This is a genomic window from Sorangium sp. So ce281, assembly GCF_051527395.1.
Lineage (GTDB): Bacteria > Myxococcota_A > Polyangia > Polyangiales > Polyangiaceae > Sorangium > Sorangium cellulosum_B.
On sequence record NZ_CP150322.1, the window covers coordinates 11,782,747 to 11,800,426 of the forward strand.

Sequence of the window (17,680 nt, forward strand, 5' to 3'; positions counted from 1 at the left end):
CGGCGCGCTACGCCCCGCGCTACGCGGCCACGCCGAGGGTGCCGATCTCCTCGAACTCGCGGATCATCCGAGCGAGCCCGCCCTCGTCGACCCGGAGGCCGAGCGCCGCCGCGGCGTGGACGAGGAGCTTCCGTTCCCGCAGCGACGCGACCTTGTCCATGGCCGCCGCGATCTCGAGCGCGCGCAGCAGCGGAGCGCGCGCGCCCTCCGGCACGCCGCGGAGGCGCTCGACCCAGCCGATGTCGTCGGCGAGCCGCTCGTTCAGGCCAGCGCGCGCCGGGGCCGGCAGCCGCCGCAGCACGGCCGCGAGCAGCGCGGACTCCTCCGGCGTGAGGCGGCCATCGGCGGTGAAGATGAACCAGAGCCCGTCGAACAGCCGATCGAGGTGCGGGCACAGCGTCTCGTCGCAGAGCGCCTCGTCGAGCGCGCGCCGGTAACGCAGGTATCGACGCGCGGTATCCCCGAGGCGCCGGGTGACTACCCAGCTCGTGATCGACGACGAGGCGACCGAGAGCACGGGCACCAGGTTGCGCGCCACGCTCTCGCCGGCGAGCCGCGCCGCGAGCTGCTTCGCCACATCCGAGCCGCGCCCGCGCGCCGAGCGCACGAGCGCGCCCGCTGGATCGTCGGTGTCCTGGGGGTGCTCCACGGCGCCGAACGCGAGGGCGAGCAGCGCCCACACGTCGGCCGGCTCGTCCGGATCGAACCGGAGCCCGAAGAGATCCGCGAGCTCGCAGAGCATCTGCACGTGCAGGAGCAGCCGGAGCACCGTCTCACCGCCGATCGCGAGCATGGCCGAAGGGATCGCGACGAGCCCGCCGAGCCCGTTCGTCTCGGCCGTGGCCACGGCCGCGCCGGTCGAGAGCGCCCCGGTCGCGCCGCCCGCGAGCGCCGAGCGGATGCAGGCGCGCCGGATGACCGCGCGCGCGTCGGTCGACTCCGTCACGCCGGTCGACGCCGCGATGATCGCGGGGCGAGGCCGCCGGTTGTAGCGGCGCACCGCGCGGGACAAGAGCTCCGCGAGCCATGCATCGACAGGGCGCCCGCGCACGCCTGCTTCGCTCGTCGCCTCGCTCAGCGGGAGCGCCACGGCCCCCGCTGCGTCACCAGGATGCGCAGCCTCGTCGCCCATGGATCAGGGCGGTACAAGATGCATTCCGCGCCCTGCGGGCGCCGAGGCCGAGCCCGGTCGCAGCCCTGCCGAGATCGGCTATCGCCTTGGTCGGGCGGACAACGATTCACCTGCTCCCTCACCGAGGAGGAGGAGCACCTTCCGCTCCCACGGCTCGACGAGCCAACTCAGCTCCAGGAGGCTCCAGTCGTCTCGGCCTGAACGGATGATCCGTTGTATGGGCGTCCTCTCCCTGCCTCCCATTCCAGCATGTATACCGGAACTCTGGCGTTGATACGATGAAAAAACGCGTCTCCGGTGCCATTGTCGCCTCCGTCATCCACGCGGCCCGCGTGGTGGAAGGGAGAGAGACGATGCGGGTATTGCTGACGGGAGTGGGGACTCGCGGTGACGTGCAACCCGTGGTGGCCTTGGCCGTCGAGATGCGGCGACGGGGGCACGATGTGAGGCTGTGCGTCCCGCCGAACTTCATCGACTGGGTGGGCGGCCTGGGCTTCACGGCGACCCCGATCGGCATCGCGATGCGGCAACCGAGCGGGGCCGCCGCGCGGGCCGCCCCGCCGACGCCGGAGCAGGTCCGCGCGCTGGTCGAGCACCTCGTGAGAGACCAGTTCGACGCGACCGCGTCGGCCGCCGAGGGGTGCGACGTGATCGTGGCCGGCGGAGCGCACCAGTATGCCGCGCGGTCCATCGCGGAGCGGCTGGGCATCCCGTCCGTGGTCGCCGTGTACGCGCCGGTGACCCTGCCGTCGCCGGATCATGCGCCCGGCGGCGAGCCCGGGGGCGACCCGGAGTCGAACCTCCGGCGCTGGCAGGACGAATCGCGGAGCTGGAACGAGCGCCTCCTCGAGCGGCTCAACGCCAATCGAGAGCGCATCGGCCTGGGTCCGCTGAGCGACGTCGTCAGCCACGTCCTGGGCAAGGCGCCGTGGCTCGCCGTGGACTCGGTCCTCGGGCCGCTGCCGGCGACGCCCGGCCTTCAGGTCACGCAGACGGGAGCCTGGCTCCTTGCCGATCAGGCGCCGTTCGTACCCGAGCTGGAAGCGTTCCTCGCCGCCGGCGAGCCGCCCGTCTACATCGGCTTCGGCAGCATGCCTGTCGACCCGCGGACGGGCCGTGTCGTCATCGAGGCCGTGCGGGCTGCGGGGCGCCGGGTCGTGCTGTCGCAGGGGTGGGCCGAGCTCGGTCTCGTCGACGACGCCCCCGACGGCATCGCGATCGGCGACGTGAACCAGCAGGCGCTGTTCCCGCGGGTCGTGGCGGTGGTGCACCACGGCGGGGCGGGTACGACCACGACGGCGGCGCGCGCGGGCGTCCCGCAGGTGATCGTCCCGATGTTCGCCGATCAGCCCTACTGGGCCTCGCGCGTCCGGGCGCTCGGGCTCGGGACGTCCGTCGCCCGTGGAGCGCTGAGCGCGGAGTCCCTTCTGGCGGCGCTGGAGGGCGCCCTCGATCATCGGGTCGCAGCCCGCGCGGCCGCGAGCGCAGGCGCCGTGGCGGTGGATGGAACGGCCGTCGCCGCCGATCTCATCGAGCGGGCCTCCGCGTGAAGCTCGGGTGATGTCCGAGCGCGTCCGGCCGTGACAGCAGGTCAATCCGGGGTGATGATACGCGCCCTTGCCCACTGCGCTCGCCGCCTTCCGCGGCGCCCTTGGCGCCCTTGGCGGCCTGGCGGTCCCCTTTCCCGGCCGACTTCCCGCAGTAGCGCTAGGGTGCGGGCCCCAATGGACGGAAGGCGCGGATGAAGGACACCCTGTCGGCGGCGGAGGCCCGGCGCATCGCGCTGGCGGCGCAGGGCTTCCGGGCGGAGCGACCCGGTCCGGCGACGACGAAGCAGCAGCTCACCCGGCTGATCGGGCGGCTGGGCGTGGTGCAGATCGACAGCGTCAACGTCGTCTCGCGCACCCATTACCTGCCGGCCTTCTCGCGGCTGGGGGCCTATCCGCGGCCGATGCTGGAGCAGCTCGCGTGGGCGAGGAAGCGGCCGCTGTTCGAGTACTGGGCGCACGAGGCCTCGCTGTTGCCGCTCACCACCCAGCCGCTGCTGCGCTGGCGGATGGCCGACGCGCACGACGGGGTGGGCGTCTGGAAGGGTGTGGCGCGCTTCCTGCGCGAGCACCGGCAGGTGGTGAACCGGGCGCTGGAACAGATCCGCGAGCGCGGGCCGCTGGCCGCCTCCGAGCTCGAGATCGGCAAGAAGGGGCCGGGCGGCTGGTGGGGCTGGAGCGACGCCAAGCGGGCGGCCGAGTGCCTGTTCTGGATCGGCGAGCTGACGACAGCCACCCGGCGCGGGACCTTCGAGAGGGTGTATGGCCTGCCGGAGAGCGTGCTGCCCCAGGCGGTGATCGAGGCGCCGACGCCCGCGCGCGAGGACGCCCAGCGCGCGCTGATCCGCATCGCCGCGCGGGCCCTGGGCGTGGCGACCGAGCGGGACCTGCGGGACCATTTCCGCATGGGGGTCGCCGAGACGAAGGCGCGGGTCACCGAGCTCGTCGAGGCCGGTGAGCTGATCCCCGTGGGCGTGAAGGGCTGGCGGGAGCCGGCCTTCCTCGATCCCGCCGCCCGGCGGCCGCGGCGGATCGAGGCCCGCGCCCTCCTCTCGCCCTTCGACAACCTGATCTGGTTCCGCGAGCGCACCGAGCGGATGTTCGGCGTGCGGGTGCGGCTCGAGATCTACACCCCCGCGGCGAAGCGGACCCACGGCTACTACGTGCTGCCGTTCCTCGAGGGCGACGCGATCACCGCGCGCGTCGACCTGAAGGCCGATCGCAAGGCGGGCGTGCTCGTCGTTCAGGCAAGCCACGCCGAGCCCTCGGCGGGCGCGCAGACGCCGGAACGGCTGGCGGGCGAGCTGCGGACCATGGCCGCGTGGCTGGGCCTGGAGCGCGTGCGGGTGGAGCCGAGGGGCGACCTGGCCGAGCGGCTGGCGGGGGTCCTGTCGGGCAGATAGAGCCACGAACAGCACGCTGCGTGTGCCCAGCGGTGCTTGCGCAGCTCAAGCTGGTCCCTGAGGTCAGGTAACCCGACCAGGCTCCTCCGCGTTCATGGCGTGCTCGCCGCCCAGCTCTCATCCGCGGCCAGGATCAGCGCCCCGCGCCCAGGACCCGTCGCGGCGCGCTGGCGGAGCGCGACGCGGTCGAGCTTGCCAGGACCGATGCGGGGGAGCTCGGAGAGCACCTCCAGCCAGTCCGGCCACTTGAAACGGACCAGCCGGCTCTCCAGGTGCTCACGTACGCGGTCGCGCTCGAGAGGAGCGGAAGCACGGATGAACGCGACCGGGCGCTCGCCCCAACGCGGCGAGGCGACCGGCACCACGGCGACCTCCTCGACCCCGGCGAGGGCGAGCAGGCAGCGCTCGACCTCGCCCGGATCGATCCACTCCGCCCCGCTCCGCATCCGGCTCCCCAGCCGGCCGGTCAGGTAGAGCTGGCCATCGACCCAGCGCGCGAGATCCCCGGTGCGCAGCCATCCGTCGCGCAGGCGCTCGGCCGTCGCCTTGGGGTCGTGGAGATAGCCCGCCATCACGTGGCCCGAGCGTACGAGCAGCTCTCCGCTCTCATCGCCTTCCGCTGCGTCGATCCGCACCTCCACGCCGAGCGCCGGACGGCCGATGTTGCACGGATCGGGCGCGGCGCGCCGGTGATCCTCGTCGCCGAGAAAAGAGATCATCGGCCCCGCCTCCGTCAGCCCGTAGCCGCGGTAGACCTGCCCGCGGTAGACCTGCAGGAGGCGCTCGAGCAGCGGCATGGGGATCGACTCGCCCGCATAATTGAGCACACGGAGCCGGTTCAGCGCCTCGATGCCCGAGGGCGACGCGAGCAGGGGTTGAAGCATCGATGGGATGACGGTGGTCACGGTGGCCGGCTGCTGCTCGAGGGCAGCGAGGAACCAGCCCGGGCCCTTTCGAGCGGTCAGCGCCAGCGCGCCGCCGAGCTGAAGGAGGCTGTCCTCGAACAGCGAGCCTGCGGCGTGGTAGGGGGGCAACGCGGTGAGGACCACGTCATCGCCGCGCAGGCCGCGCGCGCGCGTGTTCGCAAGAGCGGCGCAGTCGAGGTGTCCGGCGAGCTGCACCACGGCCTTTGGCCACCCGGTGCTCCCGGTGGTCAACAGGATGCGCGTCGGCGTCGTCGCGGTGGGCCGGAAGGCGGACGCCTGCTCCAGCGAGCCCGCTTGCTCATCAGTCCACGACGGGAGCGGATCGCGCACGACGACAGCGGGCCGGAGGAGGTCGATCCGCCCGGCGAGCTCGGCCTCAGCCAGCGCCGGGTCCTGTAGCGCGTCGAGCCCGCCGCCGACGTTGACCGCCCACCGGAGGAGGCGCTGCTCGGCCGGATCGGCGACCGAGATGCACACGACCGAGCCCGGCGTCAGCCCGCGCCGGACGAGCCACGCCGTCCGGCAGCGGACAGCCGACAGCACCTCGCGATAGCTCCACTGCCGCCCGCCCGCGTCGAGGATCGCCGTGGCGTCCGGCCGCTCGCGTCCCCAGTGGTCAAGCCATGCCACGGGCCCGCCGAGCGGCAGGCGGTCGGCGTTCATTCAAATGCCCCCGGGTTGTTCCGGATGAGCTGGAGTATGCCTCCAGCCTGCACGATGCGGAGCTGGTGGGGCGGCAGCGGGCTGACGCGCAGCATATCACCCGAACTTCGCACGACGGTCCCCTGCTCCGGGTCAACCTCGAGGTGCGCATCCGTGCACAGCGTCCGAAGCACCTCGATATCGGGCACCTTGAGGAGCATCAGCCCGAGATTGAACGCGTTGCGGAAGAAGATCCCGCCGAAGCTCGCCGCGATGACCAGCCGCACCCCGCAGCCGAGCAGTGCCTTGGGGGCCTGCTCGCGGCTCGATCCGCAGCCCATGTTCGAGCCCGCCACGAGGATCGGGCGCGTCTGCGCCAGGCGCGGGAAATCCGGGATCACCCCCTCGAACGCGTGCGACCCCAGCTCCTCCTCGGGGACCCGAAGATAGGCCCCCGGGAGGATGAGGTCGGTATTGACGTCGTCCCACATCTCCTGCGGGATCTGAAAGACAGAGCCGCTGATCTTCATTCGACTTCTGACCTGTTGAGGCGGCCTGCTCGCGCAATCTGCGCCGCCATGGCCGGCGAAGCGAGGTAGAGCTTCGAAGACGGGCTCCCCGCCCGACCGATGAAATTGCGGTTCTGCGTGGCGACCGCGACCTCATCCGGACCGAGGGTGCCGAGGCGGCCGAGGCAGGCGCCGCAGCCGGGCGGCAGGACGGTCGCACCCGCGGCGATCAGGTCGGCCAGGGTGCCGTCCCGCGTCGCCTCCATCATCACCTCGGCGGACGCCGGGCCGACCAGCAGGCGGACATTCTGGGCCACCCGGTGGCCGCGCAGGACCTCGGCCGCCGCCCGCAGGTCCTCGATGCGCCCGCCCGCGCAGGAGCCGATGAAGACCTGATGGACGACGCTGTCTTCGACCGCGGAGGCGGGGCGTATGTTGTCGGGCTGGGACGGGACGGCGATCACTGGCTCCAGCTGCGCGAGATCGATCTCGAGATCAGCGTCCAGACCGACAGGATCGTGAGGAACCCGATCGGCATGGGCGAGGTTGGCCTTTCGCTCTTCGAGCCACGCCCGACAGCGGGCGTCGACCCCGATGATCCCCGCCACCGCCCCCATCTCGACCGCATGGTTCGACAGCTTCATGCGGTCGGCGATCGAGAGCCCTTCTATCGCCGGGCCGACGAAATCAATCGCCTTGCCGAGGGCGCCGCGGATCTGCACGCGGCCGACGACGTGCAGCACGAGGTCGTGCCCTGTCGTGCCCCTGGGAAGGCTGCCGGAAAGGCGAATCCGCAGCGTCTCGGGGACCTCCAGCCACACCCGCCCCGTCGCCATGACCGCGGCGATATCGGTCGCGCCCAGGCCCGTGGCGAACGCCCCGAACGTGCCGGCGGCGCAGCTGTGGGAATCGCCGCCGACGAACACCGTGCCCGGCGCGATGAGCCCCCGCTCCGGCAACACCTGGTGCGAGATCCCCTCGCCGGCGATGACCGGAATTCCGTATCGCGACGCGAAGCTGCGCGCCTCGGCCTGGAGCGCCGCTTCCCGCTGGTTCACCGGTGGGTAGTAGTGATCGAACACGAACACGGTCCGGTCCGCGCCCCGGAGCTGTTCGATGCCGTGCTTCGCCAGCGCGCGGGCCGCGACAGGACCGGAGCCGTCGTGGGCCATGACCCGAGCGACGTCAACGGTCACGAGCTCGCCCGGCGCGACGGCGCGACCGAGCAGGGAGCCGAGGATCCGGGTCGTGAAGGACATCAGCTTCGACACGCTGCCACGATCTCCTGCAATTGACCTGCGTCGATGCGATCGCCCCGCTCGGCGTGCAGCTTGATCTTGTCGAGGATGCGCCGGCACGTCTCGTCGTCGAACGTATCGCCGATCTCGCCGGCGAAGTGACGGAGCGCCGCGCGCCCGCTCGTCTTTCCGAGCACGATCTCGCGCTTGCCCCCGATGAGCGCCGGGTCGTATGGCTCGTAACAGCCCGGGTGCTGCAGCATCGCGGCGACGTGTATCCCCGACTCGTGCCGGAAGCTGTTCTGTCCGACGATCGCCTTGTTCGGCGGGATGGGCACCCGCGCGCACTCCGCCACGAGCCGGGAGACGTCGTACACACGCGCGAAGTTGAAGTTCGTCTTGTAGCCGTAGAGGCGCTCCAGCGCGAGGGCACACTCCTCGGTGCACGCGTTGCCGGAGCGCTCGCCGATGCCGTTGATGGTCGTCGACAGGACCTCCGCGCCCCCTTCGACGGCCGCGAGCGAGTTGGCGACCGCGAGGCCGAAGTCGTCGTGGCAGTGCGCGGCGATCGGCACGCTCACGACGGCGCGCAGCGCCTGCACCAGGCGCGTCATGAGCCGGGGCGTTCCGACGCCGACCGTGTCGGAGACGCCGATCCGCATCGCGCCGGCCTGCACGGCGCGCTTCGCGACGTCCTGAATCCGCTCCTCGCTGGTACGGGTCGCGTCCTCGAGCGAAAGCTGGACGAAGAGGCCGAGGGACGCTGCGTAGGCCACGGCGCGGCAAGCCTGGTCGATCACCTGCGGGTATTCCTTACGAAGCTTGTGCTTCATCAGGATATCCGAGGTGCTCGTGACCAGGATGACCCCGCTGACGCCGGTCTGCCGAGCCGCGTCGATGTCCTCTTTCAGAGGCCGGCAGAGCGAGAGAAGACGCGCGCGTAGGCCGAGGCCCGCGATGTGGGCCATGTCGGCGCGCTGCGCGGGGCCCGAGGCGGCGAAGCCGATCTCGATCTCGTCGAGCCCCATGGCGTCGAGCGCCCGGCTGATGTGCTCCTGCTGCCCACGCGAGAACGCGACTCCGGGCATCTGCTCGCCATCGCGGAGCGTCGTATCGTAGAATGTGATGACCCGACCGCCCCGCTCCTGCGGCGGTTCCTGGTCGGTCTGTACTTGGTCCATATGCCATCCGCAGGTCGAAGACAGAGCATTCGAGCCCGATCCGCCCGATCGAATCACCAGTCACACGGGTTCAGCATGCCGTTTCAGCATAAGTCTGCAAACCCATGGCCATACTATTGATGGTATCGCTTCCGGTCAGGTTCGTGTCAAGCAAATTTACCTGGCAACGGCGCGTCGTCTTGCCAGAGGCCCGCGCCGGCGTGTGCGATGGCAGCGTCGAGAGAAAATTTCGCTGTTACTGCCGGATTCTGCGCTCGCTGACCGCGCCCTAACGACGGTTCACACCGCGTTCGAGCCGTGCAGCCGACAGCGCTTCTGAGGTGCGCTACGACACGTCCACGCGCTTCGTCAGGATGTCGGGTTGCGCGCGCGTCACCTCATCTCATTTAGCTAGCGCGGAGGCCGTCGCGCCTTTCCCCGCTCGTTTCCGCGATTTTTCTGCAAGTGTTCTTTGACCTCAGCGCGACGCTGCACCGCGGCGCCGCGCGACACAGGCGCAGATATTGCGGAGATTCAAGAAATTCTCGTCCACCAGATCCGCGTCCTCGAACGTGATATGGCATGTCGCCTCGATTCCAGCGATGAGCTGGATCGTGCACAGCGAGTTCATGCCGTAGTTGGCGAGCGGCACGTCGGGATCGATCCTCCCCTCCGGCAGCCGCAGATCCGGGATATCGCGCAGTACGCGCACCACAATCGGCTCGAATTCGCTCATCGTTGCCCTTTGTCCTCCAGTCGTCGAGCTGCACTCCGCGTGGACAGACGGCCGCGCGCGGCTCGCGGCAGGGGAGGATCAGCTGGCGGGCACCGCCGCTTCGGGCGGGCGCGCGTTGCGGAGTGATGGCACCAGGGCGAAGAGCGCGCTGAGCAGGATCATCACCGCGCCGATCGCGTAGAGCGCGCCGGACCCGCCCGCGGCGTCGATGACGAGACCGCCGGCGAGCGAGCCCACGGAGCTCAAGGCGAACAGCAGGAAACGGGCGGTGGCTCCGACGCGGCCGAGCAGCTTGTCGGGGGTGAGCTTCGTCCGGAGCGAGAGGTACAAGGAGAGGACGAAGGAGTTCGATGCGCCGGCGAGAAGCGCGAGCAGGATCATCAACCCGTAGCTGCCCACGAGCGGCATGAGCATGATCGCCACGCCCGTCACGACGTTGCCAGCGAGCATCGCCAGGCCGGCGCGCTGCTTGACGCGGCCAGCCGCGATGCCCCCGAAGATGAAGCCGCCCATGAAGGAGGCGATGAATATGCCGAAGTGCGACGCCGGCTTGTGTCGATCGATCGTGACGTAGAAGGTCGATGCCGCGACCATCGGTGCGCGCGCAAAGTTGATGAACGCCCAGAGCACGATGATCGACCGCAGGGCGGGCAGCCGATGGATGAAGCTGATGGCCTCCTTCATCTCCAGGACGACGGACGTCGTTGCGCGCGGCGCCACCGTCCCCTGGCTCCGATGGCGCAACGCGAGCAGCGTCGCCACGGAGATCATGAAGGAGAACGCGTCGAGCGCGAGCGTCGGCCCCGGGCCGACCCAGACCATCAGCAGCCCGGCGAGCGCGGAGCCGACGATGAAGCCCCCCGCGAGCACCGCTTCGCCGTAGGCGATCGCAGCACCCACCTGGTTGATGCCGACCACGCTCGGCACCCACGCCTGGTAAGCGCCGACGAAGAACACCCCGAGCGTGGTGATCGGCACGATCACCGCGTACAGCACGGGCATGAACGGAAGGCTCAGCAGGAGCGTGAGCGGGAGCAGGAGCGTGAGCAGCGCCCGGCCCGCGTCGGCGTACACCATGATGCGCCAGCGACTCCAGCGGTCGGCCGCGACGCCCGCGAGCAGGCCGAAGAGCAGGTGCGGCATGCTCTCGAGGGTTCCGACGAGGCCTGTCTGGGCGCCTGAACGCGTGATATCGGCGACGATCAGCGGGAGCAGGGTGTAGCTGATGCCGCCGCCGAGCGCTGACAGGCACTGGCCCAGCATAAGAATCCTGTAATCGCGATTGCGCGCTAGAGGCACCTCCTGGAGGGCCTCCGGCGTGCCTGTTGCGCCGCCGCTAGCGTCCGAGTAATCCAGGCTCACGGCGCTCTCAGTCCAGGCATGATCATCCTGACACCCCCGCGCATCCCGTCGTGGTGCAGCGCCGCTCGCCTGGTCCGCTCAACATGACCCCAGCACTCCGAGTCCCCCAGCGTTCCCGCGGGCCACCGCGGCGCACATGGCTCACCCGTTGTTCAGTCGGAGGCCATACTAGCGCCCCCGACCAGGGGGTTGGCAAGAGAAAAAATCCCGTCCTTTCCGCGTCGCCCGCGTCGCCCGTGTCTCCATGGGGCCCGTGTGGGTTCGTGTGGGCTCCGGGTTGGGTCAGCATTTCGGGCCGCTGCTGCGTGACGAGCGTGCCGGCCGCCTCGTCTGGGTCGTGGCGTCGCGCGCATGCCACCGTGACCAACCCGGGGGATCTGTGGTAGGTTGCGCCCCTGGCAACGATTCCGAACCACGCGACGTCAATGACTACATCAAAACCCACATTCCGCTCGATAGACACGACAGCCGTACCCAAGCATTTCGAGCCGGAGATCGTCGAGAAACGCTGGCAATCGTTGTGGGAGGCCCAGGGGACGTATCGATATGACCCGTCCCGTCCGCGGGACGAGACGTTCATCGTCGACACGCCGCCGCCCACCGTCTCGGGTTCGCTCCATGTCGGTCACGTCTTCAGCTACACCCATACCGACCTCATCGTCCGTTATCAACGCATGCGGGGGAAGAACATCTTCTACCCCATGGGGTGGGACGACAACGGGCTCCCGACCGAGCGGCGCGTGCAGAACTATTTCCACGTCCGGGTCGACGTCCGCGTCCCGTACGAGCCGGATCTCAGGCTCGAGCCGGCGAGCGACGAGAAGGCCAAGAAGGAACCGCCGCGCATCGTCTCGCGACCGAACTTCATCGAGCTCTGTCAGAAGGTCACGCAGGAGGACGAGCAGGTCTTCCTGAACCTCTGGCGCCGGCTCGGGCTGTCGGTCGACTGGACGCAGCAGTACGCGACCATCAATCCACATTGCCGTCAGCTCGCGCAGCTGTCGTTCCTGGACCTTTTCAAGAAGGGGCAGGTCTACAGCGTTGTGGCGCCCACGATGTGGGATGTCGATTTCCAGACCGCGGTCGCTCAGGCCGAGGTGGAGGACCGGCCGCGTCCCGGCGCGTTCTTCGACATCGCGTTCGGCGTCGAGGGGTCCGACCGCCAATTCGTCATCTCGACGACGCGGCCCGAGCTGCTCGCCGCCTGCGTCGGCATCACGGCCCACCCGGACGACGAGCGCTATCGCGACCTGTTCGGCAAGCGCGCGATCACGCCGCTCTTCCGGGCCCCGGTCCCGATCTTCCCGAGCAGCCTCGCCGATCCGACGAAGGGGACTGGCATCCTCATGGTCTGCACCTTCGGCGATGCCACCGACGTGCTCTGGTGGCGCGAGCAGAAGCTAGCGCTTCGGCAAATCCTCGGCCGCGCGGGCCGCCTCGTGCCGGTCACGTTCGGGACCGACGGCTGGGAGAGCAACGACCCCGCGGCGGCCAACCGCTTCTACGCGCGCCTGCAAGGTCTCACTCTCAAGCAGGCGCAGGCGGCGGTCGTCGAGATGCTGAAGAGCGACGAGGGCGCGAGCGCTCCCGGCGCCGGCGCGCCGCTGCAGGGCACGCCGCGGCCCGTCGAGCGCTCGGTGAAGTTCTACGAGAAGGGCGACCAGCCGCTCGAGTTCATCTCCACGCGCCAGTGGTTCGTCCGTCTCATGGACAAGAAGGAGCAGCTGCTCGAGAAGGGAAGGCAGATCTCGTGGCACCCGAGCTTCATGCGCACGCGCTACGAGAACTGGACGGAGGGCCTGCTGCTCGACTGGTGCATCAGCCGCCAGCGCTATTTCGGCGTTCAGTTTCCGCTGTGGTACCCCGTCGATGACGAGGGGCGGATCGATCACGATCACCCGATCCTCGCCGAGGCGTCTCAGCTGCCAATCGACCCGACCACCGACATTCCGCCAGGATACGACGCCTCTCAGCGCGACAAGCCGGGGGGCTTCACCGCCGAGACCGACGTCTACGACACCTGGTTCACGAGCTCGATGTCGCCGATGATCAACTCCGGCTGGACGCTCGATCCGGAGCGGCACAAGCAGCTCTTCCCTGCCGATATCCGCCCTCAGAGCCATGAGATCATCCGGACCTGGGCGTTTTACACGATCGCGAAGGCGATGCTGCACGAGGACGCGACCCCGTGGAAACACGTCGTCATCTCGGGCTGGGTCCTCGATCCCGATCGCAAGAAGATGTCGAAGAGCCGGGGAAACGTGCTCACCCCGGGCCACCTGCTCGACAACTACACCTCCGACGGCGTGAGGTACTGGTCGGCGAGCGCCAGGCTCGGTATCGACACGGCGTTCGACGAGAAGGTCCTCAAGGTCGGCAAGCGGCTGGTCACGAAGATCTTCAACGCCGGCAAGTTCGTGCTCTCCCAGAGCGCGGAGGTGGCGCCGATCAGCGTCGAGCTCGATCGCGCCTTCCTCCACAAGCTCGCGCACCTGACCGCGCGGGCGACGGAGGCGTTCGACGAGTTCGACTACGCGCGCGCCCTCATGGAGGTCGAGGGGTTCTTCTGGGCCAAGTTCACCGATACCTTCATCGAGCTCGCCAAGGGGCGCGCCCGAGGCGACGACGGGGTCAGCCTGGAGGCGCGCGGCTCGGCCGTCGCGGCGCTGCGCCGCGCGCTGAACGTGCTGCTCCGGCTGTTCGCGCCGGCGCTGCCGTACGTGACCGAGGAGGTCTGGAGCTGGGTCTTCGCGGAGGAGACCGGTCACCGCAGCATCCACCGCGCGCCGTGGCCGGGCGTCGAGGATTTCCAGGACGTCGCGCCCCCGGCAGACGCCGACGGCTTCGAGACGGCGATCGCCTGCGTCTCGGCCATCAACAAGCGCAAGAGCGAGATGGGAGCCTCCGTCGGCCGGGTCATCACCCACATCAAGCTCGCCGGGAACCCCGCCACCCTCGCTCGGCTCGGCCTCGCCGTGAGCGACGTGATGCGCGCCGTGCGATGCAAGCACCACGAGCTTGCAGAGGACGCGGCGCTCGCCGACGACGTCTTCGCGGTCGTCACGGTCGAGCTCGAGCCTGCCGCCGGCGACCCCGAGCCGACCTCGTGACGTCGTGACCACGTGACCACGTGACCACGTAACCACGTAAACGACGCGACCGCGCATCCGCGAGGGCGCGCGGTCGATTCCCACCCCCACACAGCCCCAGTCTGCTGCGCCGCACTCGCGCGGCCCTGCCCATGCCAGCCGCACGGCTATTGTGCAATGACATTGGAATTGTCGGGCGCTGCGCGATGCTGCGGCTGCGCGATGCTGCGGCTGCGCGATGCCGCTTGACACCCCTGAGTGGGGCGGGATACAATGCATGAATTACTATTTTGGCGATCTCTTGAAATTACTGCGAGAGTTCTCGTTTCGAGAATGTATCCGATTGAGGTAATTCCTATCGAGCTACCTGTGGGCATCAGCCCACTAGAGCGCCAGGGATAGTGAGCGTCCCTAGCCGGACGCACATGCGAAGCCTGGCAGTGAGCCGGCTCGAAGGGCACTGTGAGCGGCCAGGACGTCACGAAGGCTTGATACGCACGATGAAAATTCTCCTGATCAGCGGCGTGGTGCTCCTGGCGTTCTCACTGCTCCTCGCCTGGCTCTTGGTCGCGGTCAAGCACCTCCGTGTCGGCTCGCTCCAGAAGGTCTTCAAGGACCCTCCGAACCTCCTGCGCGCTCACATCGATTATCTCTTCATGTCCCTCTTCTTGATGGTGTTCTACGCCATTCGCGTCGAGGTGCCTCTGCCGCTATGCGCGCTCGCCATCGCCGGCGCGGTCATGAACCCGATGCTGTTCCTGATCATGTCGATCCATCCGACGGTGAACAGGTCACCCTTCTCCTTGATGGGGCTGGTCTCGACCCTGAGCTTCATCACCACGACCGGAGGCTTTGTCTCGATCGGGATCTTTATCGCCATGGGAGCCAGCTAGACACACGACGCGGGCACGCTCGTGCTCCTCACCCCTCTGAGGATGACAGTGTTACGAGTCATACCGAGGGGCGGGCACGATGCTTCATTGAAATTGCCGGCCATTCAGGGGAGCCGTAAATGAAATGAACGTCAACGACGCCTACACGACGTATTGCCGCCCTCGCCTCGGCGCTGTGCTGCAGGCGATCCGCCTCGACAAATCATACCACCGCGCGGAGGGGAACCACCTCTATTACTACGACGCGACTGGTGCGGAGACTGAGGTGACTGACTTCCTGGGAGGCTATGGAGCTTCTCTGTTCGGTCACAACCACCCCGAGCTCGTGGAAGTAGCGATCTCGAGCTACCGCGACCGGCTTCCGTTCAATGCGCAGGCGAGCTGTCGGACCGAGACGGCCCGGCTCGGCAGGAAGCTGAACGAGATGCTCCAGACGTCCCTCGGGAAGGACTACGTGGTCCACGTGGTGAACACCGGCTCGGAGGCGACCGAGGCCGCCCTGAAGCACGCGGCGCTCTACCACCACAGGCGCCTCGAAACGCTGGAGAAGCAGCTTCGCAAGAAGATCACCGACATCCGCGAGGCCATCCACGACGGCACCATCACGGTACCGCCGGCCTTCTACGCAGCCGCGCGCGCGCGGCTGAACGTCAGGGCCGGCGATGATATCGAGCACATCTTCGCCGTCATCCTGCAGACGATCCGGAGCAACCTCAGCCGTCCGGCGGCCTACGTGGCGTTCAGGCAAGCGTTCCACGGGCTGACCACTGGCGCAGTCCAGCTCACCGAATCCCTGGAGTACCGCGAGCCGTTCGCCCGCATCGCGCAGCGGGTCATCTTCGTTGAAACCGAGAACGTGGAGCAGCTCCAGAGGACCCTCGAAGAGGAGGCGCTGAACTACTTCTGGCTCGAGAAGGACGGCGATAACAACCTGGTGCTCGTCACGAAGCGCTACGCGGGCATCTCGGCCATGTTCCTCGAGCCCGTCCAGGGAGAGGGCGGCATCCGCGTGATCCCGTCGTCCTTCCTCGCGCACTGCCGGCGTCTGGCGGACGAGCACCAGATCCCGCTCGTGTTCGACGAGATCCAGTGCGGCATGGGCCGCACCGGGACCTTCCTCTGCTCCGAGCAGAGCGGCGTCGCCGCGGACTACTACATGATCGGCAAGAGCCTGGGCGGCGGTCTGGCCAAGATATCCGCCCTCCTCATCCGGAGGGACTGCTACGACCCGGACTTCAGCGTCATCCATGCATCGACGTTCGCCGAGGACGATCACAGCTCCCGCATCGCGATGGCGGCGCTCGAGCTCCTGGAGAGCGACGGTCGGCTCATGGCCAACTGCCGCGAGCGCGGTGCGCAGCTGCTCGAGGGCCTCGAGCGCGTCCGCGAGAAGTACCCCACCATCATCAAGGAGGTCCGCGGGCTCGGCTTGATGATCGGGATAGAGCTCGCCGGGCAGAGCGACAGCGGCTCCGCCGCGCTGAACACCTTTTCGGCGCAGCAGCTGCTCAACTACCTCGCGGCGGGCTACCTGCTCCACGAGCACCGGATCCGGGTCGCCCTGTGCCTCTCGAACCCCGACGTGATCCGCCTCGAGCCGTCGGCGCTCATCGGCGCCGACGACTGCGCGCGGCTCATCGCGAGCATCGAGCGGCTCTGCGAGGTGCTCTACAAGCAGAACGTCTACGAGCTGACGCGGTTCGTGATCGGCCTGGAGGAGCCCTGGAGCACCAAGGAGATCGCCAACTTCCGCAAGATCCTCCCTGAGTACCGCAAGCCCAAGTACGCGCAGAACGTGGCATTCCTCGGGCACTTCGTCGAAGCGCGCGACATGCAGCTCTGGGATGAGGGCTATTCGCTCTTCACCGACGAGCAGATCGCGGAGTACCTGACGAAGCTCCACCGGTACATCAGGCCCCAGGTCGTCGACCAGATCACCGTGATGTCGAAGACGGGCCAGTGCGTCAGCATGAGCTTCATCGGCCTGGCGATCCAGTCGACCGAGATCGAGAAATACCTCATCAACCGCGACAAGACGTTCCTCGACGAGAGCGTCGAGGCGGCGGTGCGGCTGGCCGAAGAGAACTGCGCGAAGGTGCTCGGCTTCGGCGGTTACAGCTCCATCATCACGAACAACTGCTGTGACGTCGCCAGCGACCAGATGGCCCTCACGACGGGGAACGCCCTCACGGTCGCGATGGGCCTCGAGGCGCTCCACCGGAGCTGCGCGGAGGAGGGCGTCGCGCTACAGAAGGCGTGCTTCGCCGCCATCGGGGCCGGCGGCAACATCTCCAGCATCTACACCCGCATCGTCGCCGAGCAGGCGCCCCGCATCATCCTGATCGGCAGGTCCGGGCGGGAGCGGGCGCTCGCGAATGTCGCTTCGGAGATCTACTTCGACGCGTTCAAGGAGCTGCTCGCGTGCCACTCCCTGCTGCCACCCGGCTGGGGGCCCGTGACTGCCACGATGGAAGCGAAGGAGCTCCGGGGCGTAGCCCAAGAGATCGCAGATACACGCGCGGTCAAGAACATGCTCCAGGAGTTCCGGCAGCACGACCGGATCGGGGTTCGACTCCTGGAGAGCCTCAGTGCCGAGATGAAGGACAAGGCCCCTATCGTGATGACCTCCGATTACGCCATGCTCCGGCAGGCGAACGTCATCATGGGGGCGACGAACTCGGCGAAGCCTGTGATCTTCCCCGAGCACCTCGGCAAGGGCCCGATCGTCATCTGCGATATCGCCATTCCTCACGACGTGGACGACTCGGTGGTCCGGGAGCGTCCGGACGTGACCGTGATCCAGGGCGGGATCGTCAAGCTGCCTTTGAACCCGGACTTCAAGGTGCGGGGAATCCCGCTCCCGCCCGGGAGGTCCTTCGCGTGCATGGCCGAGACGATCATCCTGGGGCTCAGCGGTATCAAGAAGAGCCCAAGCCGCGGTCACATCAGCAAGGTTCAAGTCAAGAAGCTGGCCAAGCTCGCTCATATTCACGGCTTCGAGTTGGCGGACGCGAAGGTGAAGCGGAGCTACTAGCGCACGGGC

At 68.4% G+C, this 17,680-nt stretch carries 12 protein-coding genes; 5 read left to right on the forward strand and 7 right to left on the reverse strand.

Features of this window, described 5'->3' with window-relative positions; all coding sequences use genetic code 11:
* Window positions 1-19: 19 nt before the first annotated feature.
* Window positions 20-1,132 (reverse strand): hypothetical protein, encoded by a 1,113-nt coding sequence (locus WMF27_RS45225; protein WP_437762670.1) that lies wholly within the window; start codon window positions 1,130-1,132, stop codon window positions 20-22.
* Between the two features lie 353 nt (window positions 1,133-1,485).
* On the opposite strand from WMF27_RS45225, the gene WMF27_RS45230 reads away from it, so the two are divergent.
* Window positions 1,486-2,682: a glycosyltransferase gene (locus WMF27_RS45230; RefSeq protein ID WP_437762669.1), complete on the forward strand. Its 1,197-nt coding sequence runs from the start codon at window positions 1,486-1,488 to the stop codon at window positions 2,680-2,682.
* A gap of 191 nt (window positions 2,683-2,873) precedes the next feature.
* The gene (locus WMF27_RS45235) at window positions 2,874-4,082 is read left to right on the forward strand and encodes a winged helix-turn-helix domain-containing protein (protein WP_437762668.1); all 1,209 of its coding nucleotides are present in this window, start codon (window positions 2,874-2,876) and stop codon (window positions 4,080-4,082) included.
* Window positions 4,083-4,174: 92 nt separating this feature from the next.
* On the opposite strand, the gene WMF27_RS45240 is transcribed toward WMF27_RS45235, so the two are convergent.
* The 6 genes from WMF27_RS45240 to WMF27_RS45265 all read right to left on the reverse strand — a co-directional run bounded on the left by WMF27_RS45240 (window position 4,175) and on the right by WMF27_RS45265 (window position 10,655).
* Window positions 4,175-5,671, reverse strand: coding sequence for a class I adenylate-forming enzyme family protein (locus WMF27_RS45240; RefSeq protein WP_437762667.1), 1,497 nt, complete (start codon window positions 5,669-5,671; stop codon window positions 4,175-4,177).
* Complete coding sequence (locus WMF27_RS45245; RefSeq protein WP_437762666.1) at window positions 5,668-6,180, reverse strand: 3-isopropylmalate dehydratase; 513 nt, start codon at window positions 6,178-6,180, stop codon at window positions 5,668-5,670. Before WMF27_RS45245 ends, WMF27_RS45240 begins: the two co-directional genes overlap by 4 nt.
* Window positions 6,177-7,430: an aconitase/3-isopropylmalate dehydratase large subunit family protein gene (locus WMF27_RS45250; RefSeq protein WP_437943639.1), complete on the reverse strand. Its 1,254-nt coding sequence runs from the start codon at window positions 7,428-7,430 to the stop codon at window positions 6,177-6,179. The genes WMF27_RS45245 and WMF27_RS45250 overlap by 4 nt, the downstream gene beginning before the upstream one ends.
* Window positions 7,418-8,635, reverse strand: coding sequence for a homocitrate synthase/isopropylmalate synthase family protein (locus WMF27_RS45255; RefSeq protein WP_437762665.1), 1,218 nt, complete (start codon window positions 8,633-8,635; stop codon window positions 7,418-7,420). The genes WMF27_RS45250 and WMF27_RS45255 overlap by 13 nt, the downstream gene beginning before the upstream one ends.
* A gap of 400 nt (window positions 8,636-9,035) precedes the next feature.
* Window positions 9,036-9,293, reverse strand: coding sequence for an acyl carrier protein (locus WMF27_RS45260; protein WP_437762664.1), 258 nt, complete (start codon window positions 9,291-9,293; stop codon window positions 9,036-9,038).
* A gap of 78 nt (window positions 9,294-9,371) precedes the next feature.
* Complete coding sequence (locus WMF27_RS45265) at window positions 9,372-10,655, reverse strand: MFS transporter (RefSeq protein ID WP_437943642.1); 1,284 nt, start codon at window positions 10,653-10,655, stop codon at window positions 9,372-9,374.
* Between the two features lie 425 nt (window positions 10,656-11,080).
* On the opposite strand from WMF27_RS45265, the gene valS reads away from it, so the two are divergent.
* The 3 genes from valS (at window position 11,081) to WMF27_RS45280 (ending at window position 17,671) form a co-directional block, all read left to right on the forward strand.
* The gene (gene valS / locus WMF27_RS45270) at window positions 11,081-13,765 is read left to right on the forward strand and encodes a valine--tRNA ligase (protein ID WP_437762663.1); all 2,685 of its coding nucleotides are present in this window, start codon (window positions 11,081-11,083) and stop codon (window positions 13,763-13,765) included.
* Window positions 13,766-14,169: 404 nt separating this feature from the next.
* Complete coding sequence (locus WMF27_RS45275) at window positions 14,170-14,637, forward strand: hypothetical protein (protein WP_437762662.1); 468 nt, start codon at window positions 14,170-14,172, stop codon at window positions 14,635-14,637.
* 124 nt (window positions 14,638-14,761) lie between these two features.
* Window positions 14,762-17,671 (forward strand): aminotransferase class III-fold pyridoxal phosphate-dependent enzyme, encoded by a 2,910-nt coding sequence (locus WMF27_RS45280; RefSeq protein WP_437762661.1) that lies wholly within the window; start codon window positions 14,762-14,764, stop codon window positions 17,669-17,671.
* The last annotated feature ends 9 nt before the right edge of the window (window positions 17,672-17,680 follow it).